Here is a 22,626-nt window from a genome sequence, read left to right as displayed (position 1 = left end):
CATGAAGCAACCGAGCAGGCCGCGTGGAAGAGGGACTACGTCTGCGGAGACAGCGCTGGAGGCTTCCTTTGAACGGGCCCGCGACAGTGCGGCCGAGGAACGCGCATTCTTCAAGCGACTGATGGATGCGATCGTGTACGTGCATGCGCCCATCTCGGACGACGCGCAGACACTGCGGCTGGTCCAGTTCCGCCATCCTGACGGTTTCGATGCGATCCCTTTCTTTACCTCGCTCGACAAGGCGCAGGCGGCCAGCTCGTCTGCTGTCAGAATTCTGGGAGTTTCAGGCCGTGAGCTGCTAACCGGTACTCGCGGCGCGACGTTGATGCTCAATCCCAACTACGGCGGCGTTGTCCTGTACCCGGAAGAGGTTGCGACATTGTTGGATACGGGCTTTCTGGCCAGGGTGGAACGTCTGGCGCCGGCGGAGTTCGCGGTGAGACCTGCCCAGGCCGCGCCGGCTTGGCTCGCTCCGGCCATCAGCGGCAGCCTTGAGCACGCCGACTTCGTCTCGTCGGCCTATCTCCTGGAAACTCACTCGTCAGGGGGCGTCGAACAGCCTCCCGGTCTGTTGATCTGGCTGGTGGTGGACCTGGCTTTCGCCGAGCGGGCGGCTCGTCTGGTGACCACCGCCATACAGCCCTTATGCTCAGATTTGGACGTCATCATCGACTTGGCGGTCCACGACGTATCGCTGCCTTTGCCGGCGGGCTTGGATGATCCCCAGATCCTGCCCATATTTTTTCACGAGAATCAAGCCAACTTGAGCACAGCTCATCGGCCTATGAGCCCTGAAGATAAGCTACTAGCACTCCTTCCGGGATTGACCGAGGAAGAGAAGGAACGGCGGACCCGCGAGGGTATGGCCGACGTCGACGCTGGACGTACGATCCCGCACGAGGAACTACTGCAATGGATCAGGCGACGGTCAGAGCCTTCTTGAAGGTTTCCGTTGGGTCAGGAGCGTGGAAACTCTTGAATCCAATATTCAAGAAGGGCACGCGTGCCTGAGCAGTACTCCAGGAATGCCTGTGTCACGCGGCTTCTGGTTCAATCAAGCCTAGGTCTGTAATCCACGAACTGCCTGACGTCGAGGGGTGTTTCCTCGTTGAATCATGGTGTTAGAGACGATTCGGCTGTTTTTCTCACGAATCCCTGCCGACCTTCTTGAAAAACTGAACCAGACCTACCCAAACGCTTCCGTAAGGCAGGTGGTGAGAGGGCAGGTTAAGCACATCAGGGATAGCAATCCCAAGGAGATAGAAGCGCTACGACAGGAGGCCAACGATCAACTTCCTACTATCGCCGAGCTAAAGAGGGTCAGTGCGGTTGATCCAGAGTTCCGGATGGAAAACAGCTTCTTTGGGCCCAAGCCAGTCATCACCGCCCGCATCATCAACCGCTCAACACTGCCATTGAGCGAAGCGAGCTGGAATGCGGCGCTGTACATCAATGGCGATGTACAGCCTGTAGCCACGTCGAAGGTGCGCAGCGATTTCCGTTCCATCGAAGGCCTCAAGCCCGAACACCATGTTACGGCTCGATTCACTGTCGGATTCGTCAAGGGCGATAAGGCCTGGACCACCTTGGCGATTCGTCAAGCTACATCCACACGCGTCGAGCTGGAGATGATCCCTGAGACAGCAATGGACTTTACGGACAAAGCCTATCTAAGTGCCGATCTTCAGAAGCGCATTGATTTCCTTGAGAACCAACTCAAGCAAGCGAGCGAGTTCGAAGATGTCTGATGCTACCAAGCCCCGCCGGCGGATCACCCTCCGGCGGGGCTTGGTAGCGGTACCGACGTTCACCCCCGCCAAAGAGGACCATTACACAATGCGCCCGTCCATCCTCGCCTTGGACTTAGAAGGAACGCTGATTTCCAACGCTGTAAGCCAGATCCCGCGCCCGGGCCTCTACGAATTTCTGGAGTCGGCAAAGTCGCTCTTTGAGGGTCTAGTCATCTTCACCACAGTTCCGGAGCCTAGATTTCGCGAGATTGCCGACCTATTGGCTTGCGAAGGAGCGGCCCCGGGTTGGTTTGCCCGCTTGCCATACATAGACTGGACTGGGCCGACGAAGGATCTTGCCAACGTTTCCCAGCCCATCGGCTCTGCATGGCTACTAGATGATTACGCCCCCTATGTACAACCGGGACAGGAACATTGCTGGGTCCCGGTTCAACTGTTTTGTTCTCCTTACCCCGAGGACGACGCGGGACTGGACGATGCCATCGAGGCAATCCGTAAGCGACTGAACGAGTACTAGAGGGCCATCTCTTGGCCAGCGTCCAATGGGCCACAGGCTCGCCGGTCAACCAAGGTCCAGCGCTTCGTTGGAGAACCGTCGATATAGACCTGGGGGGGCGTTTACCGCGATAGAGTCCTGAGCCCCCTCAAACCATCTCATGGACCCGTGGCAGCTGGTCGGTCTACTCAGACTAGAAGCTAAAGCTGCCAACTGCCGCTAGGTTCCAGCCAGTACGCCATGCCCAGCGGCAGGAAAGTCTCCATTGCAACGTCCAGGATCAACGGCTGACGCCAACCCTGACCAGGCAAGAAGCAAAAATCCTTCCGGGCGAGGGTTCCAGCTTGCTCGCGTCCAGCTAACCAGATGCATCTGCGTTTTATCTCGCGATCAAGTGCTCGCCTCGCGGCATGCTCATCCAAACCGCTTTGTATGAACTCCGAGGCAGAATTTCGCATGCTCGCCCACAGCACGTAGCGCTTACGCCCCAAGCTGAGCGCATTCCATTCAGGCGATCCAATCGACTGAAGCCCGTCGCCTAGCTTCGGGTCCAACCGATGCTTCCGCAGAAGGTTTGCCAAGTACGCTCGAGCTTCGGTGGATGCCAGTGAAATTCCGAGATTCCGCCTCGCACTGGGCGTGCACTCAGCCGCCCACTGGGTGAGCGACCGGGTCAATGCCGACTCAAGGTTCAAGTCACTGCGAGACCACGGAGATTTGTAGGACCAAGCCAGGGGCTCATACAGAGATCTTGCGGCAAGCCGAGAACATTCGACTGGTTCGCGATGGAGGACGCGCAGCGTCGCAAGCGTGTCAAGTGCCTGCGAGGCCAACCCCTCAGCAGCTACCGGCGAACTAGCCGTTCTTGAGCGCTCTAGCGCGCACCACGCGCACGCAAGAAAGGGACCTATTGAACGAACGAAATTGTCCAGTTCTGGCCAGGGCGCGATGAGGGTCGGTTGGCTAACGACATAGGCCACACAGCCCTCAAATCGCGATACCAGTTGTCAGGATATCAACCTGCCCACAGACTGTCTATCTGACTTTCCGATATTGACCCTTAGGTGTTCTCTCCAGTTCAACGATATCTGAACATCCGATATCCTAGCCGTGCAGCGAATGAGCGGGGAGCGCCCCGGCGCACGACGCAGAACGTTACCGCATGTTGGGAGAGCCGAAATGATGCGCACCAGCGCTAGCCACCCGTTACTGATTGCAGAGTTGCCTGTTGGAGCCCATGGAGGCGGCATAGGGGTGACATTTGCGCCAGGCAAGTACCAGGAAGTCGCCATGACTGGAGCATGGGCGAGAGACCTAGATGTGGACGTCTCGGCTATTCAGGACTGGGGTGCCACTCACCTAGTCACCTTGCTTGAGCCTTGGGAGCTCAAGGACCTTCGAATCGAGAGCTTACCGGCGATAGTGGCGGGGAAGGGCATCTCTTGGCATGGACTGCCAATCACTGATGGAGCCGCACCAGACGACAGACTCCTCAAAGATTGGCTACAGCTAAGTGCTGAGCTCGTCGCTGACATGCTGAGCGGTCAAAGGATCGTGGTCCACTGCAAGGGGGGGTTGGGACGCGCGGGAACGGTCGCTGCCATGCTTTTGCTGCAGTCTGGCGAGGCCAAGCGGGCATCGGATGCCATCCACATGGTGCGGCATGCCAGGCCAGGCGCAATCGAAACGATTGCTCAAGAGGAGTTCCTAGAGTACTGGGCGCAGAGCCTTCACCCGGGCGGAGCTTGACCACTCAGGTGCGCAGTCAGGAACTCAAGGACGAGTTGCCTGTGGATCCAGAACTCGAGGGCTTCTTAGGTCTGGATCCAGAAATCGACGGCGTCTCCATAGTGGATCTTCGCGAGGGTTCAGGGCACATCAAAAATTCGCTGCCTCGAAAGCTAAGAACCTTGCTGTCGCACGAATCAGGGTCTTGTGCTGGGGCCGGACCAGCGCTATCGCTGACTAAGGCAGGGCAACCTCCAGGGACTGTACTGCGACGGCGCGATCAATAGACATCTGTCAGATGTATCGCCACCACTATCGATCTAATGAATGCTGACTCAGCCGATGCGTGCTGCCTTAGGAGTTACGATCTGACTGCACTCGTGGCCGAGGCGAAACGCCACGACGTACAGGACCGTGGCATCCATCGGCATACCTGAGCCCATCCGAATGACGACCTTACGCTGACCGTGCGACAGTGATACTCCCAGTTCCCGCAGGACCTCAATGCGCTGCTGCAGCCCGTCGTAGATGTCTAGCTTGTCGACTTCTGAATACAGGTCTTGGCAGTCGCGATACTCACGGTAGTAGTCGACCAGTGCAGCAAACTCGCTCGCCGCCTCGCGCGACAGCTCGAAAGCCGGTTCGGACAGATCCATGTCGCACGAAACGATCAGGCTGGCCAGCTCGCGCCCAGCAGCAAGCGGGGACACCGCCAGGGTGATGTAGTCGCGCTCAAACTGCGCTTGCGCCGCCTGCAGTTCCTCGTCTGTCGGCAGCGAGAAAGGCTTGTTGAGTGCATCGATGTCATTGAAATCGAAGGCGCGCGCCAGTGCGCGACGGGTGTCGAAACTGGCCGAGTCACCCTGCTCAACCCGCTGAACTGTTCGCACGTTCAGGCCCGAGATCTCGGCCAATTGTTCTTGCGACCAATGACGCAACTGGCGGAACTGGCGAATGCAGGCGCCAACCTCAGCAGCGGTAAGCAGGCGAGGCGGGGTCTTGGTGGTCATAGAAGATAACTCCGGAGGGGTAGGGAGCCCAGATTAGGAGGGTGCCGAACTTGGAAACATGACAGTCGCCCGACAGGCCCCCGACACAGATCAACTGCCAGGACTTGCCCCAACGAGAAATCCGGGGCAACTGCTTATGCGCCCGTGATGTTCTCCCCGTGCCCCCAGAGGGGGGCGAGGCCCAACTGCCTAGTCACTCACCACAGACCCCACCCTAGACGCGCAGGCGATCCGGGACAGCTCTATGGCGAGGGCTGATGGGGGGTCAATGGCTCCAACTCTGGCAAAACACCCCCAAATTGATGATGCAGTGCATTCATCCATGCCAGAACTGGTTCGCCTGGCCACAGGTGCGCCAGATTCAGAAGGGTTAGCATGGCAAGCGCATTGCTGTTCATGGCCACCCCCGCCAGAAGCGCGCCCGGGTAGCCATTTAACTGCCTTGCCAAGGGGTGAATCCCGGCATGGAGATAGGAGTTCAAGCCGACATAAAGGCATTGTCTGGCTCTGCCCAACAACTGTGATGCTCCTCGGGGCCCAGAGGACTCAAGCTTTACGAGCATGTCCTGAACGCCAGGGAGCCTCTTTGCCGCTTGCTGACTCTCCAGAGTCAGGGGCGCAAGAAGCTTCTCGATGTCGGCGTCGGTAGCTGCATAACATGCCCAGGTTGCACGCACGAGGGCCTCATACTGGGACCGGACCAGCGAGATTGCTGACTGGGGCAGAGTAGCGATCAGGGACTGTACTGCCACGGCGTGATCAAGGGACATCTGGCAAAGTGCCGCCACCGCCGTCGATCTTCGGTCACGTCCATGCTCTATCTCCATCCAAGCGGCTCGAATTTCACCCAAGAGCTCTAAGGAGCCCTCCAGCACAGACGCCCGATCCTGGTCAGCCGATTGAGGCACAAGTCATCCTAGAATCGTGATCTGCAGGCAAGAGTAACGGCTCGTCCATCGGGCAAAGCCCTCAGTTGGCCGGCTGGGCTGCAGCATCTGTTAGCCGGTAATCTCTGCATTGCATCATCCGTGCATCAGCAATTTCTGCGTTGCGTCAGTCGCAAGTCAAGTTTTTCTGCAATGGACCGTCTTGCACTGAAATTTTATTCCTCAAAAGCTGAAATCTCTGCAATGGCACCCTAAGAATGTCTGCGATGAACAGCGTTCTGGTCCGCGCGCGATTGCTTCCTATATTGCAACCATACGCTCAGCCAGCCAACCGCCGGGATCCATGATCGCGCGAGCGGACGATCCCGGTCGCAAATGGCTGGCTGCCGTCACTCTCGTGGCTTTGAGCGATCAAGGGGAGCAGTCTGGCCCACGTGTCGAACAGAAGCCTTGGATCTTGGTGGATCAGAAGCGAAACCCGCAGCGCATCTTCCATCGCCTTGAGGTAGCCGCGGCGTATCTCAAGTGCGTTCTCGCAAGCATTGGGGCGACCAAGAATTTGTGTGATCGCGGAGGCCATAGCAGTCTGGACAGGAGGGGAGGGGAAGGCGATAGTCTGCAAACGTCTAGACGATCCCGCAATGAGCATCCTCAACGTTCTCCTCACTCGTGACCACCTCGTCGTCGCAGCGGATACCCTGGCAGAGGATGCTCTCACAGGGGCGTATTCCGCGGGGGCAAAGCTGCTGCTGATCCCTCAGCACAACGTAGTGCTTGCTGCGCGCGGGTCTACGCAATTCTTCCTCCGCATCTACGAGCTTGCACTGCAGGCCAGCTTCCGCGCAGATTTCACAATAGAACAGCTATCTGCCGAGCTAGGGCTGGTGGTGGACCAACTCTGGCCGAACTTTGAGAAAGCGGTTAGCGAAGCGGGATTGCCGATCGAGCAACTCGGGACCGAGTTGGTGCTTGGTGGATGGTCGTTGAAGAACGGCCGGATGATGGCCACGGCGTATGCGAAGAGTGACAGCCGGCGCCCTTGCGTTGTCCAGCCGATCGGGGGGCAGATGGCGTCGCCGGGCGAACCGCTCCAGGCCGCGACCCCTAGCATGGCCCAGGTGGATCTGCTGGCCCATGCGCGTCTCCAGGTCAGCTACCTCAATGGGCAATTGGGCCGGAAAGTAGCAGGAGGTCGACTGCTAGTTGGGTTTCTGCAGAAGGGGCAAGCCCTGCTCAAGGATCTAGGAGAGATCTAGGTCGCGGGAGTCAAATACGCTAGGGGCTGAAATCGAAGTTCAGGTCTGGCCCTAAGGCAGAAGGCCAAAGCAGACCAAGGTCGTCCGTGGATTTGGGATGTTTATCGAGGGCAGGGTGGATGTCCGCTTCTGGCCGGAAGCGGACATTGGGCGGCGACCGGCCCGGTGATGGCATCCGCCTTCGACCCAAAGCGGGCATCGTTCTCGACACACCTGAGTTGATCCGTACTCCAAAGCCTGTTTCCGCTACCCCTTGTAGTGCTCGACGTAGAGCCCCAAAGCTGCCAACGACGCATACACGGCGGACCCAGCGTTGGTCGCGTACAAGGCAAAGGGAACCGGAGGATCGCAGGGAACTGTTGCGATGAACCACGGAGCTGAGCTCGTCAAGCTCGTCCTAGGTGATGTGAGGAATCCTAGCTCCCTACGCATACCTAGCGCCTCGCGGACGTACGCCTTGTTCCAGCCGCCAGTCTTGCACGAGACCCCAAGAAGTAACTCCGTAAATGCGGGATAGCGACGGGTCTTAATCGGACGATATACACCGACGTCAATCTCGTGACGGTCAGCCGCTTTGACCACCGTCGTGCCTTTCCAGCTATGGCTTAGTGTGGTGACCTGCACTGAAATCCTAATCTCGAGCTTCTCAGTAGACGTAGATCCACTGATGTAATCGTGATCCGGATGGTTTGCTTTGCATGGAGATCCTCCAAACGTCAGGACGCCTGCCATCTTGGGGGTACACGTGAGCTTGTAGCCCGCACTATCGATGATTCGCAGAAGCCTAAGCAGCACCCGAAGTTCGTAAGCCTTTCCTTGCGCGTAGGGAGACCCGCTCGCCTTAGCACGCGAAATGGCTGCTTTCACAGCGTTGAGGATTGCTAACTTACTGATCGTCACAATCGCGGTCCTCGTGGCGCGTGTTCCTCGCGAGGGTCGTCCGGTGGCAGATATCGAGCGATATAGGCCTCAAGATCTGCCTGCTCGTGATCCGTCAAACGCTGGGGTGATACAGTTGGTAGATGTGACCGGATTGAGCGAACTCGGCGACCTTCTGGTGTCTCAACAGTGTAATGAACGTCCTCCAGTCCGGTGAGACCTTCGACCAGCTTCCCGATCTCACCCAAGGTTTGCGAGAGGGCGTCTTGGGTCGTCACAGGTCTAAAATCGAGAACCGCCGCAAGTGCGGCTGCAGCTTGTGCATTCGTGTCGTCCTCGTAATCAGACATCGCCTGAACAATCGCGGAGCGAAGCGATCTAACAATTTGTGGATCAAGCTCAGACGCAAGGGCTAGCGCCTTCCCTATCTCCCTAATCACCTCTTCACCACCTTGATCTTCTGCCATTCACAACTCCACAGCTGTAGACATTAACGGGCCGCGCGGGATGAACCGCCCGGATTCTCTAAATTCAATTGCCGAAGGTTGCCGTTGGCAATGTTCCTTAAGAGTAAGGCACAGTGCGGTTTGGTTCCATAAGCGGATCGCGCTGGCTGTATCCCGAAGTGTGCGATGACGCCGAAGCTGGATAGTGTCGCTGAATTGGACCATCAGGCACTTAGGTCTGAGCCCTGATACAGATTGATGATATGACTCCAAGTCGCGTACGGGCTGCGAAGAGCACCGGCTACTTTGGTCCGCTTCTGACCGAAAGCGGACATTCGTTTAACCAAGGGTGAAGGAAACTTTTAGGGCCAGGATGGACTTCAACTCTCTCGTTCGCTCGCTTCTATCCGATGCGAAGATGCGCCGTAACAAGCCTCTGCGAGACTAGTGCGCGAGCCAGGTCGCTGACATTGCTCCATGGCCTATGACGTGCCCCGCACCCGCTGGTCAAATGGAACCGCCCTCGGCACCATGGGCACGACCATCTAAGGAGTTCTTCATGCTCTACCAAGATAAGTACGTCGCCTTCATCGACATGCTCGGGTTCTCCGCACTTGTCCAAGAGTCGGCAGCCGACATGAGCAAGCTTGATGAAATAGCAGAGGCCATCGACAGACTAAAGAACACAGCGTGCTGCAACCCAGCAACAGGACTTTTGTTCACTTACTTCAGCGACTGCATCGTCATATCAAGCAGCCGCTCTCCTGCTGGCCTTGCCGACATCCTGAGCTGCATCAGAATGTTGGCCGAGAACCTGCTAGTGGTTGATATATTGATACGTGGAGGGCTCACAGTTGGAAGCATTCATCATGATTCTCAGATGATCTTCGGACCGGCGATGCTGGACGCCTATCGCATGGAATGTAAGGAAGCACGCAATCCCATGGTGCTCGTGAGCGAAGAGGTGCGATCGGATGCTCGCGCTGCGGGGTTAAGCAACCTGTTGACGTGGGATGACGAAGAGCCAGACCGCCACTATGTCCACTATCTGATCTCGTACAGCGCTTATGACTCTAATCCAAGGGCGGGCGTCGTGATTCTCGATAGCCAGGCCGCTCTCATCCGGCATTTCATCGCCAAGAGGCTGCTAGGCGCTCCGGGTAAGATCCTGGATAAAGCCGAGTGGATGGAACGATATTGGAACGAGAAGGTGGCGACAGGTGGAATTCTCGGACGTGTTGACAGGGTCGCAGACCTTGTTAGGCCCAATGCGCGACCATTTCGCAGCAGACTCGCCGTTCTAGCACCGCAACCGGGCGCCACTAGTGTGGACTAGCGAATCAGGCAAGCAGCTGCCGATTCCTTGCAAAGATTCAATTCAATTGGCCATACGGAAGCACGTGCAATCCCTGATGGCAGTCGGGACCACCATCTCCCCATTGCCAGCCGCGTCTGAACCAGCGCCCGGAACGCTTCAGCGGAAGGGGCTGGTCCCTTCCGCTGGTGCCTGCCCTGGTTGCACCGGCTATGCGCGGCCACCACGTTCCCGGACACGTCTCTGCCCCCGTCCTGTTGGGCCACCAGGTGCTCGGCGGTGCATTGAAAGGCTCGGGCCTTACTGGCCTTCAGCCCGAGCTCTGAGGGTGCAGTGAGCCACATCGGCAGGCCGCAATAGAAGCAACGGCCCGATTGGGCGTAGAAGGCAGAAGTGCGAAGGGATCTGCGGCGTTTGGCGGTCATGGATGGCTCCGGAATCGAAGGATTCCCGTGCCCCCATTGGGTGGACCTCGGGCACCCGGAGCCTATTGGCTATGCGGGCACAACACCGGCGCTTTATAGCGACTGGCTAAGGCGTTATAGCTCAGCGCTTGAGCCGCTACAAGGCCCAGATGCCGACCAGAACGGGAGGGAGTCACCGACGCCCAGTTAAGGTCAAAGCTTGGTCAGGGGGGCGAGCGACGCGCTTGAGCAGGTGGAGCGGGGCGTGGCGCGTCACCCAGGGAAGTCGCGGTGTTGTAGTCCTGCTCAACCCGCTGAACTGTTCGCACGTTCAGGCCCGAGATCTCGTCTAATTGTTCTTGCGACCAATGTCGCGACTGGCGGAACTGGGAAGTGCAGGCGACAAGCTCTGACCGATCAGGTGCGCAGTTGGGAACTCAAGGGCGAGCTGGATGTGGAGCCAGAAATCGAGGGCGTCTTAGGTGCGGATCCAGGAATCAAGGGCATCTTTGGGGGAGATCTGGAAATCGCGGGCGTCCTTGTGGGGAAATACGGGCGGACAGCTGTGGGATCTGGGGCGTTTCCGTTGTGGCAGTCAAGAGGCCCAGCCATTGCCATGCGGAGCCAACAAAGGCCCAGATTCGACGGATACGACATTTCGCAATCTTGGTAGGTATGTTTAGTGTTGCATCAGTAACGGACTAAATTTAAAAGCGTTTTTGCCGATATAGCACATTAATCTGTTGCGCCTTTTGCATCGAGCCTTGTGTTGCGCGACTCAGGCTCCTAAGCGCAACAGGCCAACTCGTGGTCCGCAACACCCAGAACAGTCGCTGCAAGGCTTCTGACTAGTGGCCAGTCCCCCTCGCCGCTTGTCCCCTCTTTGAGCTTCAAAGCTTGCGGCTTCATGGGTCAACGCATTTTTTTATCGGTGGGGCTGAAAGAGGTCGCCATTACCGTCTCCATGAACCAGCTCGACGTGGAGACCTTGCCTCCCGACAATGATCGAAAGCTGCGGTCGCTTGTCTTTTCTCCCCGTAGCCAGTCGGCGCCATTCCGAGCGGTCCAATCCGGACGGGGTCGGGTAGTCCTCCGGGTGGGTGTGCCATTCGCCCAGATATCGTACCGTGCCACGTGAGGCGCGCCAGCGATCAAGGGCAAGCTTGGCATGACCGAATGGGGAGCGGTGAAAAAAGGTGCGCAGCCTGAGGTCCCAGATAGTTGGGGCTGTGGCCTGTTCAATGATCAGATGCTCGCCATGAACTGTCCCAAGAAGTAGCCCGCCTGACTCGGGAGCTTGATCGCCGTCTTGCACGTAGCGGGCAAACACATCCAAAGTGGCCGGCGAGAGATGAATGAGCTCGCCCAAGCCCGCCAGGTCATCGCCGACTGGCGACGCGACTACAACCAGGTGCGACCACACAGCAGCTGCGGTCGAATCCCGCCTGCCCAGTTCGCTGCCAACCACCGAGCACAACAAGCCGACAACGCAGTAACCTTCAACCCCGGGCTTTATCAGTAATCACTGGTATGGCCAGTGGGGGCAGGTCAAAGCTGAAGTCTGATCCGGATGGCCCAGATATCTTTCAGCTTGAGCGGAGCCTTCTGTCCGATCAGCTTTCCCTTGTTCCAAGGCTCGTGGGGCTGAGATGTGTGAAGAATTGCCATGACCTACTCCTGATGAAGGGGGTGGTCAGGGTTCTCCCACGTCAAGAATCAAGGCGTGATGCGACCCGAAGCGGACATCTGCTGATTGAGGGTATTGCCAACGGACTGTACAAGGCCGAGGTGATCCACCGTCGCTCCTGGCAAAGCCTCGAGGCCGTCGAGCTGGCCACGCTGGAATGGGTGAACTGGTTCAATCTTCGACGCCTGCTGGAGCCGATCAGCAACATCCCCCCAGCCGAAGCTGAAGCAGCCTACTATCAGCAGACCCGTGAGCTCGCCATGGCGGCGTGACTCACACCAACGAGCCTCCGGGATTTCCGGGGCGGTTCAGCCAGCAGATCGCTGGATGTTGACGCTTGACTTTCGGCATGGTAAGCGCAATATCTTGCAAAGTCTTGCAAGAACTTCCTCAGGCGAGGCCGCGTGACGACGGAACTTGTGGGGGTGGTATGACAGCGCGCCAGCAGGCGATCTTCACACTCGACGAGTTGGCTGCCTACTTGAAAGTCGGCAAGCGGACGCTTTACCGGCTCGCCGCGCACGGGGACATTCCGGCCTTCAAGGTCGGCGGGACGTGGCGGTTTCGTCAAAGTGAAATCGATCGATGGATCAATGATCAGACCCAAGCAGGCAGAAAGAAGGAGGTGATACGCACGGATGAGCAGCCAAAGTCAGCGGAACAACCCGTGTCGCCAGGGCGCGCTGTCCGTCGCCGCAGGCAAACGGAGTGAGCGAGAGTCTTCAATTTTTCTTCTGGAGGTGTGACATGGACATTGATCTCAAGAAATTGGCTCCCTGGAACTGGTTCAAGAAGGAGCAGGAAGAACAACAGAGCACTGCCTCGCTGCCGGTGCAGCGCAATGACCTGCCGGTGGCGGGTGGGTCGGTCAGTCCCATCCTGCAATTGCATCGCGAGATCGATCGCCTGTTCGACGACGCGTTTCGAGGCTTCGGTTTCCCGACGCTGGCCATGCCACGCTGGCCGTCGGAGTGGCCGGGCCTGCTGAAGCCGGCCCTGGACATCCAGGAGACCGACAAGCAGTACAAGATCGCCCTGGAAGTGCCCGGGGTCGAGGAAAAGGACATCCAGATCACGCTCGATAACGATGTGTTGCTGGTGCGCGGTGAGAAGCATCGGGAACAGGAAACGAAGGATGGTGGTTTCCACCGCGTGGAGCGTTCCTACGGCAGCTTTCAGCGCGCCCTGAATCTGCCGGCCGATGCCAACCAGGAAACGATCAAGGCCGCTTTCAAGAACGGCGTGCTCACGATCACGATGGACAAGCGCGAGGCCAGTGCCCCCAGGCAGGGGCGCTCGATCCCGATCAACGGCTGACGCCGATCGGCTCGTCCTCCGAAAAACAACCAAGTGAATGGCGAGGCGCCGTGACCTTCGGTGCCTCGTCAAATCAGTCCCTTTAAGGAGCATCAGCATGGCCAGAAAGCAGTGCCAAGTCTGCGGCCAGCCCGCCACGGTGCGGGTGGAAGCCAATCTCAATGGTCGCCACAGCACCATGCTGTTGTGTGACGATCACTATCGCCAACTGGCGCGCCAGCAAAAGCGCACCGTCTCGCCGCTGGAGGCTCTGTTTGGCTCGCGCAGCGGTTTGTTCGAAGACTTCCTCGGCAGCGACTTCTTCCGCATCGGTGACGATGCACCGTCCGTGGCGGCCGATACCGACGAGGTCGTCGATGCCTCGTTCGGCGAATCCGCTCCCGCAACGGCGGGCACGGCGCGCCGCCGCGGCAGTGGGCTGGCCAGCCGTATCAGCGAACAGTCTGAGGCCCTGTTGCAGGAAGCCGCCAAACATGCTGCCGAGTTCGGCCGGCCCGAAGTCGATACCGAACACCTGCTGCTGGCGCTGACCGACAGCGACGTGGTCAAGACCATCCTGGGGCAGTTCAAGATCAAGGTCGATGACCTCAAGCGGCAGATCGAATCCGAAGCCAAGCGTGGCGACAAGCCGTTCGAAGGCGAGATCGGCGTGTCGCCACGTGTCAAGGATGCGCTCAGCCGTGCCTTCGTGGCCTCCAACGAGTTGAGTCATTCCTATGTGGGGCCAGAGCACTTTCTGATCGGCCTGGCCGAAGAAGGCGAAGGCTTGGCAGCCAACCTGCTGCGCCGCTACGGGCTCACGCCGCAGGCGCTGCGCCAGCAGGTGAGCAAGGTGGTCGGCAAGGGGGCCGAGGACGGCCGTGCCGAGACGCCGACCAATACGCCGGAACTCGACAAGTATTCGCGCGACCTCACCAAGATGGCGCGCGAGGGCAAGCTCGATCCGGTCATCGGCCGCGCGCAGGAGATCGAGACGACCATCGAAGTGCTGGCCCGGCGCAAGAAGAACAACCCGGTGCTGATCGGCGAGCCTGGCGTGGGCAAGACCGCCATCGTCGAAGGGCTGGCGCAGCGCATGGTCGCAGGCGAGGTGCCCGAGACGCTGCGCGACAAGCGCCTGGTGGAACTCAACATCAACGCCATGGTGGCCGGCGCCAAGTACCGCGGCGAGTTCGAGGAGCGTGTGCAGAAGGTGCTCAAGGAAGTGACCGAGCACCAGGGCGAGCTGATTCTCTTCATCGACGAGGTGCACACCATCGTCGGTGCCGGCCAGGGTGGCGGCGAAGGCGGGCTGGACGTGGCCAACGTGTTCAAGCCGATGATGGCGCGCGGCGAGCTGAACCTGATCGGCGCCACCACGCTCAACGAGTATCAGAAGTACATCGAAAAGGATGCCGCGCTGGAGCGTCGCTTCCAGCCGGTGATGGTGCCCGAGCCGACGGTAGCGCAGACCATTATGATCCTGCGCGGCCTGCGCGACACGTTCGAAGCGCACCACAAGGTCAGTATCACAGAGGACGCGATCATCGCCGCCGCCGAGTTGTCCGACCGTTACATCACCGCCCGCTTTCTGCCCGACAAGGCCATCGACCTGCTCGACCAGGCAGCCGCACGCGTGAAGCTGTCAGCCACGGCCCGCCCGGTTGCCGTGCAGGAGCTGGAGGCCGAACTGCACCAGCTGCGGCGTGAGCAGGACTACATGGCCTCGCGCAAGCAGTACGACAAGGCCGCCGAGCTGGGCAAGCGCATCGAGGCCAAGGAGGCCGAACTCAAGAAGCTCGTCGAGGAATGGGAACGCGAGCGCGCCTCGGGCAGCGCCGAGGTCAAAGCCGAGCATGTCGCGCAGATCGTCTCGCGGCTGACCGGCATCCCGGTCAGCGAGCTGACGGTGGAAGAGCGCGAGAAGCTGCTGCATCTGGAGCAGCGGCTGCACGAGCGCGTGGTGGGCCAGGACGAAGCGGTGCGCGCGGTGGCCGATGCCGTGCGTCTGGCGCGCGCGGGCCTGCGCGAAGGCAGCAAGCCGGTGGCGACTTTTCTGTTCCTCGGGCCGACCGGCGTGGGCAAGACCGAGCTCGCCAAGGCGCTGGCCGAGTCCATCTATGGCGATGAAGGTGCGCTGCTGCGCATCGACATGTCCGAGTACGGGGAACGCCATACCGTGGCACGCCTGGTGGGCGCGCCTCCGGGTTATGTGGGCTATGACGAGGGCGGCCAGCTCACCGAGAAGGTGCGTCGCAAGCCCTACAGCGTGTTGCTGCTGGACGAGATCGAAAAAGCGCACCCCGACGTCTACAACATCCTGCTACAGGTGTTCGACGACGGTCGCCTCACCGACGGCAAGGGCCGGGTGGTGGATTTCACCAACACCATCATCATCGCCACCTCGAATCTGGGCTCGGACATCATCCAGCGTCGGCTGAAGGCCCGTGGTGCCGCCGGCGAGGAATACGAGAGGACCAAGTCCGAGGTGATGGACGTGCTGCGCGGACACTTCCGCCCCGAGTTCCTCAACCGCATCGACGAGATCATCGTCTTCCATGCGCTGGGCAAGGAGGAGATCCGCCATATCGTCGGCCTGCAGCTCGATCGTGTGGCCCGCAACGCCGCCAGCCAGGGCGTGACGCTGACCTTCGATCAGACCTTGATCGATCACTTCGCGGAGGAAGGCTACAAGCCCGAGTTCGGCGCGCGTGAGCTCAAGCGGCTGATCCGCAGCGAACTGGAGACCGCATTGGCGCGCGAGATGCTGGGTGGCGGTATCGGCAAGGGCGATCACGCCAGCGCCCGCTGGGACGACAAGGCCGAACGCGTCGTCTTCGAGCGCAAGGAGCCACCCGCGCAGCCGGCCGAGCCTGATAAGTCCGATGCCGCGAACGTGGCCGAGGCACCGCCGAACGGCGAGAGCAAGCCTAAGCGCAAGAAGAAGCCGGCGGGCGGCGAATCTTGAGTCATGAGGAGGCTATCGTGTCCGACCCCAACGGGCTGACATGGGCAGCCACCCTCGTGTCGCTGGCGGTCGCTGTCCCCACGGCGGGGCACGCGGTCATCTACAAGCGTGACCCTCGATCGGCCACGCTGTGGATACTGCTGATCGCCTTGTTGCCGCTGGGCGGTTCGCTGCTGTATGGGCTGTTCGGCATCAACCGTTACCAGCGGCGGGCACGGCGGCTGTTTCCGGGGACGGATCTTGCTGTTCGACAGGATCTCTCGCCCACGGTGCCCGAGCCCGTATCGCCGCCGCTTGCCGGCCTGGCGCACCTGGTAGGACGCGCCACCGGCCAGTCGCTGACCGGCGGCAACCGCATCGAGCCGCTTGTCGATGGCGAGCGGGCCTACCCGGCCATGCTCGCCGCCATCGAATCGGCGCGGAACAGCGTCGCCTTGGCCTCGTACATCTTCGACAGCCAAGGCATCGGGGCGCAGTTCGTCGATGCGCTGCGCCGGGCTCATGAGCGCGGCGTGCAAGTGCGGGTGCTGATCGACGACGTGTATGCCCGCTGGACGCCCCGCAGCGCCTACCGCGCCTTGCAACGCGCCGGCGTTCCGGCGGCGACGTTCAACCCGACGTTGATTCCCGCGCGCCTGCATGCCGCGCATCTGCGCAATCACCGCAAGCTGCTGGTGATCGATGGCGAGGCAGGTTTCACCGGTGGCATGAATATCTGCAGCCCGTATTGGCGGCCCGATGCGCCGGGCCAGGCCTGTCACGATTTGCACTTTCGTCTGCGCGGGCCGGTGGTTGCGCATCTGATGCAGTGCTTCACCGATGATTGGTGCGATGCCACGGGCGAGCAGCTCGGCGAGGGTTTCTGGCGCGAATCGCCCGCAATGGCTGATGAGCAAGGGACCTCTTGGGCGCGCGGCATCGAGGCCGGTCCCGACGAGGCCCTGGACAGGATGCGCTGGACCTTCATGGGCGCTTTGAGCGCGGCGAAGCATTCGGTGCGCATCTGGACACCTTATTTCGTCCCCGATCAGCCGATGATCGCGGCGCTTAGCACGGCTGCGTTGCGCGGGGTGCGTATCGACGTGCTGACGCCCGCAAACGGTGACCATCCCACGGTGCAATGGGCCGCGCGCGCCCACTACTGGCAGGTGCTGGAGCACGGTGTGCGCATCTTCGAACGTCCTGGCCCGTTCGACCACAGCAAGCTGATGCTGATAGACGGCCAGTGGTGCTGCCTGGGTTCGGCCAACTGGGATGCGCGCAGCCTGCGCCTCAACTTCGAGTTCAATGTGGAGGTGTACGACACCGCGCTGTCTACGCGGCTGGAATCCCTTTTTGATGCCGCCCGTGATGCATCGAACGAGATATCGGCCATGGCGTTGCGCGCCCGCCCGCTGGCCATCCGCTTGCGCGACGGGGTGGCCCGTCTGTTCACCCCCATTCTCTAGCGACACGACTTGCGAGGAACATTGCCGATGGAAAAGAAAGATCAATGGAACATCGGCTACTGGATCGTCGCCGGCCTGTTGCTGCTGACGCTGCAGAACTACTGGCAGGCGGCGAAGACGGTTGAACCCGTTCCCTATAGTGAGTTCGAGAAAGCGCTGGCCGAGGGGCGCGTCGCCGAAGTACTGGTGTCGGACCGCACGGTGACCGGGCGCCTGAAATCACCGGACAGCCGGGGCAAGACCACCATCGTGGCCACCCGTGTCGAACCCGACCTGGCCGAGCGGCTGTCCAAGTACGACGTGCCTTACGCGCGGGTGGTGGAAAGCACCTGGCTGCGTGATGTGCTCTCCTGGATTCTGCCGGCGGTGGCCTTCTTCGGCGTCTGGTTCTTCCTGTTCCGCCGCTTTGCCGAGAAGCAGGGCATGGGCGGTTTCCTGAGCATCGGCAAGAGCCGCGCCAAGGTATTCATGGAGAAGAACACTGGCGTGACCTTTGCCGATGTCGCTGGCGTCGATGAAGCCAAGGCGGAGTTGGTTGAGATCGTCGATTTCCTCAAGAATCCGCAGGAGTATGGACGGCTCGGGGCGCGCATTCCCAAGGGCGTGTTGCTGGTGGGCCCACCGGGCACCGGCAAGACATTGCTGGCCAAGGCTGTTGCCGGCGAGGCGGCGGTGCCCTTCTTCTCCATCTCCGGATCAGAGTTTGTCGAGATGTTCGTCGGCGTGGGTGCGGCGCGCGTGCGCGACCTGTTCGAGCAGGCGCGCGGGCAGGCGCCCGGCATCATCTTCATCGACGAACTCGACGCACTGGGCCGCGCGCGCGGTGTCGGCGGCCCCATCGGCGGCCACGACGAGCGCGAGCAGACCTTGAACCAGTTGCTTACCGAGATGGATGGCTTCGACAGTTCGGTGGGGCTCATCATCCTGGCTGCCACCAACCGGCCCGAAATCCTCGACCAGGCGCTGCTGCGCGCCGGTCGCTTCGACCGTCAGGTGCTGGTGGACCGGCCCGACAAGAAAGGTCGCCTGGATATCCTGAAGGTCCATGTCAAGAAGATCACCCTGGCCCACGGTGTAGATCTGGAACAGGTGGCGGCGCTGACCACCGGCTTTTCCGGCGCTGATCTGGCCAATCTCGTGAACGAAGCAGCGCTGAACGCGACGCGGCGCAAGGCGCAGGCTGTGGAACTGCAAAACTTCACCGCCGCCATCGAGCGCATCGTGGCGGGCCTGGAGAAGAAGAACCGCGTGCTCAATCCCAAGGAGCGGGAAACCGTGGCCTATCACGAGATGGGCCATGCGCCGGTGGCGCTGGCGCTGCCCGGCACCGACCCCGTGCACAAGATCTCGATCATCCCGCGCGGCATCGGCGCGCTGGGCTACACCCTGCAACGCCCCACCGAAGACCGCTTCCTGATGACGCGCGCCGATCTGGAGTACAAGATCGCCGTGCTGTTGGGCGGGCGCGCCGCAGAGAAGTTGGTGTTTGGCGAACTGTCGACCGGTGCCGCAGACGATCTCGCGCGGGCCACCGACATCGCCCGCGACATGATTACACGCTTCGGCATGGATGAGGGCTTGGGGTACGTTGCTTTTGAGGCACAGAGGCCGCGTTTTCTTGATGCGCCTGAACTGGTTCAGGGTGGCTGCCGGGTAGCCGAATCGACTCAGACACGCATCGACCAAGCCATCCGTGACATCGTGATGGGTGTGTTTGATCGTGCATACCGAATTCTCGAAATCAACCGAGAAGTGCTGGAGCGCTGCGCGCGCGAGCTGCTGGCGCGGGAAACGCTCGACGAAAGCGATATCCGTCAATTGACTCAAGGACTTGCTCGGAACTGAAAACAGTAGTAGGTGCCATTCAGAGTAAGCCGACGGCTCTGTTCAGTGCGTCATCCAATTCGCCGGCATTGTTCAAGGAGAACCGATATGTCTGCATTGACTCCGTGGGACCCCTTCCGGGAGCTGGATGAATTGCAAAACCGCCTGGCGACGATGTTGGGACGGACACCCCAGCGACAGGGCGCCCGTACCGGCAACGAAGCCATGACCACGGCGGACTGGGCACCAATGGTGGACGTCAGCGAGGATGAGAACGCATTCATCCTCAAGCTGGATCTGCCGGAGGTCCCCAAGGATGCCGTGCGCGTCAGCGCGGAAAACGGCGTGCTCACCATCAGCGGCGAGCGCAAACTGGAAAAAGAGGAGCAGGGCAAGAAGTTCCACCGCATCGAACGTGCGTATGGCCGCTTTGTGCGCAGCTTTGTCTTGCCTGACAACGTTGATCCGACCAAGGTGACGGCTTCGATGAAAGACGGCGTGCTGGAAGTGCGGCTTGTCAAGGCCGAGCAAGCCAAACCGAAACAGATTGAAATCTCAGTCAACTAACTTCAATCAGGAGCCCAAGATCATGAATATCAAACAGCCACAATACATCTTCTCCGCACTTGCCCTGGCGGTCGTCGTCGGACTGAGCGGACCGGCTCTGGCCCAATCGGCGGCAGGTTCTAGCCCAGGTGCTGCAGCACCCTCTGCCGCATCCAAGGCGGCACAGCCACAGGTAGATGACAAGGTCGCCCGGGAAGCCGCGGGAAAGCGCGCCAAACTCGCCCAAGATGCAATCACTGCGCTGGCCAAGACCCATGAGGCATTGATCCTCCTTGATGCAAGGAAGACCAAGGAGGCGCTCGCTGCGCTGGAACTGGCCAGCGGAAAGCTGGAACTGGTATTGGCGCGTGACCCAAAACTTGCTTTGGCGCCCGTCGATGTACGCGTCATCACCCATGACATCCACGCCGACGTGGAATCGGTCAAGAAAGCGGTCAAGTTGTCTCGGGAGTTGTTGGATGATGGCGAGGTGCAAAAGGCACGGCCCATCGTCGCCAATCTTGCCAGCGAAATCGTGATCGAAACCGACAACCTGCCGATGGCAACGTACCCGGCAGCGATCAAGTCGGCCGCACGGCTCATCGACAGCGGCAAGATTGACGATGCCAAGGCGGTGCTCGCCCGAGCGCTGAACACGATGGTGATGACCTCGGTCGCCTTTCCTCTGCCCGTGCTACGGGCCGAAGCCGCGATGGCAAAAGCGGAAAAGCTGGCCGAGACCGGCAAGCGCAATGCCAAACAGAGCGAGGAGCTCAGCGCCCTGCTGGCCTACGTGCGCACGGAAATCGAGCTGGCGCAGATCCTGGGTTATGGCAAGAAGGCGGACTTCAAGCCCATCTTCGATCAGGTGAAGGCTATCGAGCAGAAATCCGCCGGAGGAAAAAGCGGCAAGGGGTGGTTCGACGAGTTGAAGATGCGCATCCAAAGGCTGTCTTGATGTGGTGAAGGAGCTGACTGCACCATCGGCTAGTCTCGCGATGGGCGCAGTCAGCCCAATAGATTCGCCTATTTTCACTAACTCATACGAGACATATCACCATGAATGAGCAAACATCGAATCCCAATGCGACGAACAAAGAAATAAACGAACAGGCCGCGGTAAGCAGCCTTCCTGTCAGTCCAGAGGCCAAGCCTGAAGTCGTCACGGAGGTACAGCCTGAGGTTCAGAAGGAAACGGACTCGCAGGCGGCAGACAAACGTAAACAAGTCCTCGATGAGGCCGTCTCGGCCTTGGCGCTGACCAAATCAGCGCTGGCCGCACTTGACGGCAAGGACGCTGCACGCGCATTGGCAACGCTGGCCGAAGTGACGGGAAAGCTGGAGCTGATCGTTGCGCGCGAACCCACGCTCGCCCTGGCCCCCGTTGATGTGCGCACCATCGTGCACGACCTGTTCGCCAACACGGACACCATTGAGGCGATGACCGACGAGGCGCTGGATGCCCTCAAACATGGCGAGGTGCAACAGGCACGTCACGTGCTGGCTTTGCTGGCCAGTGAGATCGTGATCGCGGTCACCAACATCCCTCTGGCGTCCTATCCCGCAGCCGTGAAGTCAGTCGTGCCGCTGATCGATCAGGGCAAGATCGAAGAAGCCAAAGCCGCGCTGCAGGCAGCGCTCAGCACGCTGGTCGAGACGCGCAGCGTGCATCCGCTGCCCGCCCTGCGCGCCAGGCTGCTCCTGAAGCGCGCCGAGCCCCTGGTAGAAGATGGTCAGCGCAGCGAAGCATCCAATGAGCGCCTGGAGACATTGTTGAACGAAGCCCGGCAGCAGTTGGAAATGGCAGAACTGCTGGGCTATGGAAAAAGGAAGGACTTTGAGTCCATGTACGATGAACTCAAGAAAATCAAGCAGAAGACGGGAGGGGGAGGCGGCGGAAAAGGCTGGCTCGATGAAGTCAAGGCAAAACTGTCCAGGTTGTTCTGAAACCGCTGGAGAGGGGGCGCATAGCGCCCCCTCTCTTGTCCCATGAGTGTTTGATTTTTCATCTCGTATAGGTCTTTAGGAGATATTGCATGAACACAGACACCATCGCCAATTCCAATGCGGATGACCCCACCAAAGCACTGTGTTCGCTGAGCCAAAATTGGTGGCTTTTTGCGCTGCGCGGTGTCTTGGCATTGATGTTCGCAGCCCTTGCGTTCTGGATGCCACAATCGGCTCTGTTGGCCACGACCTTAGTGTTCGGCGCATTCTCCTTGGTCAATGGCGCTTTCAACTTGGTTGCAGCGGTGCGCCATATCCAGAAAAAAGAGCGCTGGGGCTGGCTGCTGTTCAGCGGCATTGTCGGCATGCTTACCGGCGTTGTCGTCCTGGTTGCTCCTTTGGTCGCCACGATGGTCATGGCTTCTTTTTTATGGGCTAGCGTGGGGGTCTGGGCGATTTTCACCGGTGTGCTGGAGATATCCGCCGCGGTTCGGCTGCGTCAAGAAATCAAGGGTGAAATCTGGCTTGCCTTCAGTGGACTGCTCTCGATAGTCCTTGGCGCTATCGTCTTGTGGATATTTTTCTCCCGTCCGGCCGAGTCATTCCTGGCCGCAGGCTGGCTGCTGGGCTTCTATGCGGCAGTCTATGGTGTCACGCTTTTGTTCTTGAGTTGGCGTCTTCGCAGAACGCGCCAGGGATAAGAGCGGGTCAAACTAAATTCTATGGATATGAGCATTT

General features: G+C 59.9%; 20 protein-coding genes and 3 pseudogenes. 17 read left to right on the top strand and 6 right to left on the bottom strand.

The annotated features are described in order from the left end of the window. The first annotated feature begins 1 nt into the window (after nt 1). The 4 genes from N5J29_RS01335 (at nt 2) to N5J29_RS01320 (ending at nt 3,996) form a co-directional block, all read left to right on the top strand. Nucleotides 2–943 (top strand): SseB family protein, encoded by a 942-nt coding sequence (locus N5J29_RS01335; RefSeq protein WP_049401588.1) that lies wholly within the window; start codon nt 2–4, stop codon nt 941–943. A gap of 172 nt (nt 944–1,115) precedes the next feature. Continuing rightward, nucleotides 1,116–1,748, top strand: coding sequence for a hypothetical protein (locus N5J29_RS01330; protein WP_021201832.1), 633 nt, complete (start codon nt 1,116–1,118; stop codon nt 1,746–1,748). Next, a complete protein-coding gene (locus N5J29_RS01325) occupies nt 1,741–2,268 on the top strand; it encodes an NIF family HAD-type phosphatase (protein ID WP_021201831.1) in 528 nt (175 codons plus the stop codon). The genes N5J29_RS01330 and N5J29_RS01325 overlap by 8 nt, the downstream gene beginning before the upstream one ends. A gap of 1,098 nt (nt 2,269–3,366) precedes the next feature. Next, complete coding sequence (locus N5J29_RS01320) at nt 3,367–3,996, top strand: cyclin-dependent kinase inhibitor 3 family protein (RefSeq protein WP_306341171.1); 630 nt, start codon at nt 3,367–3,369, stop codon at nt 3,994–3,996. 314 nt (nt 3,997–4,310) lie between these two features. Here N5J29_RS01320 and N5J29_RS01315 read toward each other — a convergent pair whose 3' ends face one another. Both N5J29_RS01315 and N5J29_RS01310 read right to left on the bottom strand, forming a co-directional pair. Then, entirely contained in the window at nt 4,311–4,985 is a 675-nt protein-coding gene (locus N5J29_RS01315) for a helix-turn-helix transcriptional regulator (RefSeq protein ID WP_005413401.1), read from the bottom strand. Between the two features lie 1,206 nt (nt 4,986–6,191). Then, complete coding sequence (locus N5J29_RS01310) at nt 6,192–6,452, bottom strand: hypothetical protein (RefSeq protein ID WP_049401600.1); 261 nt, start codon at nt 6,450–6,452, stop codon at nt 6,192–6,194. Nucleotides 6,453–6,513: 61 nt separating this feature from the next. On the opposite strand from N5J29_RS01310, the gene N5J29_RS01305 reads away from it, so the two are divergent. Continuing rightward, nucleotides 6,514–7,128 carry a hypothetical protein gene (locus N5J29_RS01305; RefSeq protein ID WP_033835133.1) on the top strand — a complete coding sequence of 205 codons (615 nt, stop codon included), beginning with the start codon at nt 6,514–6,516 and terminating at the stop codon, nt 7,126–7,128. Between the two features lie 896 nt (nt 7,129–8,024). Here the strand turns inward: N5J29_RS01305 and N5J29_RS01300 are convergent. Continuing rightward, nucleotides 8,025–8,474 carry a hypothetical protein gene (locus tag N5J29_RS01300; RefSeq protein WP_141653545.1) on the bottom strand — a complete coding sequence of 150 codons (450 nt, stop codon included), beginning with the start codon at nt 8,472–8,474 and terminating at the stop codon, nt 8,025–8,027. 538 nt (nt 8,475–9,012) lie between these two features. Between N5J29_RS01300 and N5J29_RS01295 the strand changes: the two genes are divergently transcribed. After that, complete coding sequence (locus N5J29_RS01295) at nt 9,013–9,789, top strand: hypothetical protein (RefSeq protein ID WP_032966761.1); 777 nt, start codon at nt 9,013–9,015, stop codon at nt 9,787–9,789. Here the strand turns inward: N5J29_RS01295 and N5J29_RS19260 are convergent. The 3 genes and pseudogenes from N5J29_RS19260 to N5J29_RS01290 form a co-directional block, all read right to left on the bottom strand. After that, nucleotides 9,786–10,112, bottom strand: coding sequence for an HNH endonuclease (locus N5J29_RS19260; RefSeq protein ID WP_323162603.1), 327 nt, complete (start codon nt 10,110–10,112; stop codon nt 9,786–9,788). The two genes, N5J29_RS01295 and N5J29_RS19260, sit on opposite strands and share 4 nt — an antisense overlap. Nucleotides 10,113–10,396: 284 nt before the next feature. Continuing rightward, nucleotides 10,397–10,549: pseudogene (locus tag N5J29_RS19255) on the bottom strand (hypothetical protein); the annotation flags it as partial. Nucleotides 10,550–11,097: 548 nt separating this feature from the next. Beyond that, on the bottom strand, nt 11,098–11,487 hold the full coding sequence (locus tag N5J29_RS01290) for a Mov34/MPN/PAD-1 family protein (protein ID WP_229298564.1): 390 nt from the start codon (nt 11,485–11,487) through the stop codon (nt 11,098–11,100). Between the two features lie 51 nt (nt 11,488–11,538). Between N5J29_RS01290 and N5J29_RS01285 the strand changes: the two are divergent. The 11 genes and pseudogenes from N5J29_RS01285 to N5J29_RS01235 all read left to right on the top strand — a co-directional run. After that, nucleotides 11,539–11,694 (top strand): annotated as a pseudogene (locus tag N5J29_RS01285) (integrase core domain-containing protein); the annotation flags it as partial. Nucleotides 11,695–11,915: 221 nt separating this feature from the next. Then, nucleotides 11,916–12,131: pseudogene (locus N5J29_RS01280) on the top strand (IS3 family transposase); the annotation flags it as partial. A gap of 158 nt (nt 12,132–12,289) precedes the next feature. Then, nucleotides 12,290–12,571: a helix-turn-helix domain-containing protein gene (locus N5J29_RS01275; RefSeq protein ID WP_032961707.1), complete on the top strand. Its 282-nt coding sequence runs from the start codon at nt 12,290–12,292 to the stop codon at nt 12,569–12,571. A gap of 35 nt (nt 12,572–12,606) precedes the next feature. Beyond that, on the top strand, nt 12,607–13,176 hold the full coding sequence (locus N5J29_RS01270; RefSeq protein ID WP_005409669.1) for an Hsp20/alpha crystallin family protein: 570 nt from the start codon (nt 12,607–12,609) through the stop codon (nt 13,174–13,176). A 97-nt stretch (nt 13,177–13,273) separates the two neighbouring features. Then, nucleotides 13,274–16,123, top strand: a complete 2,850-nt coding sequence (gene clpK / locus N5J29_RS01265) for a heat shock survival AAA family ATPase ClpK (protein ID WP_005409668.1) — start codon at nt 13,274–13,276, stop codon at nt 16,121–16,123. A 17-nt stretch (nt 16,124–16,140) separates the two neighbouring features. Then, entirely contained in the window at nt 16,141–17,571 is a 1,431-nt protein-coding gene (gene cls / locus N5J29_RS01260) for a cardiolipin synthase (RefSeq protein WP_005409667.1), read from the top strand. A 27-nt stretch (nt 17,572–17,598) separates the two neighbouring features. Then, a complete protein-coding gene (gene ftsH / locus N5J29_RS01255; RefSeq protein WP_032961708.1) occupies nt 17,599–19,416 on the top strand; it encodes an ATP-dependent zinc metalloprotease FtsH in 1,818 nt (605 codons plus the stop codon). An 87-nt stretch (nt 19,417–19,503) separates the two neighbouring features. After that, nucleotides 19,504–19,962, top strand: coding sequence for a small heat shock protein sHSP20-GI (hsp20-GI, locus tag N5J29_RS01250; RefSeq protein ID WP_005409665.1), 459 nt, complete (start codon nt 19,504–19,506; stop codon nt 19,960–19,962). Between the two features lie 22 nt (nt 19,963–19,984). Further along, a complete protein-coding gene (gene yfdX1, locus N5J29_RS01245; protein ID WP_005409664.1) occupies nt 19,985–20,899 on the top strand; it encodes a heat resistance protein YfdX1 in 915 nt (304 codons plus the stop codon). 101 nt (nt 20,900–21,000) lie between these two features. After that, nucleotides 21,001–21,888: a heat resistance protein YfdX2 gene (gene yfdX2, locus N5J29_RS01240; protein ID WP_005409663.1), complete on the top strand. Its 888-nt coding sequence runs from the start codon at nt 21,001–21,003 to the stop codon at nt 21,886–21,888. Between the two features lie 89 nt (nt 21,889–21,977). Beyond that, nucleotides 21,978–22,589, top strand: a complete 612-nt coding sequence (locus tag N5J29_RS01235; protein ID WP_032961710.1) for an HdeD family acid-resistance protein — start codon at nt 21,978–21,980, stop codon at nt 22,587–22,589. Nucleotides 22,590–22,626: the final 37 nt, after the last annotated feature.

The organism is Stenotrophomonas sp. GD03680, from assembly GCF_029844625.1.
GTDB lineage: Bacteria > Pseudomonadota > Gammaproteobacteria > Xanthomonadales > Xanthomonadaceae > Stenotrophomonas > Stenotrophomonas maltophilia_P.
Note: the sequence above shows the minus strand (reverse complement) of the source record. Positions and strands in the feature narration are given on the sequence as shown.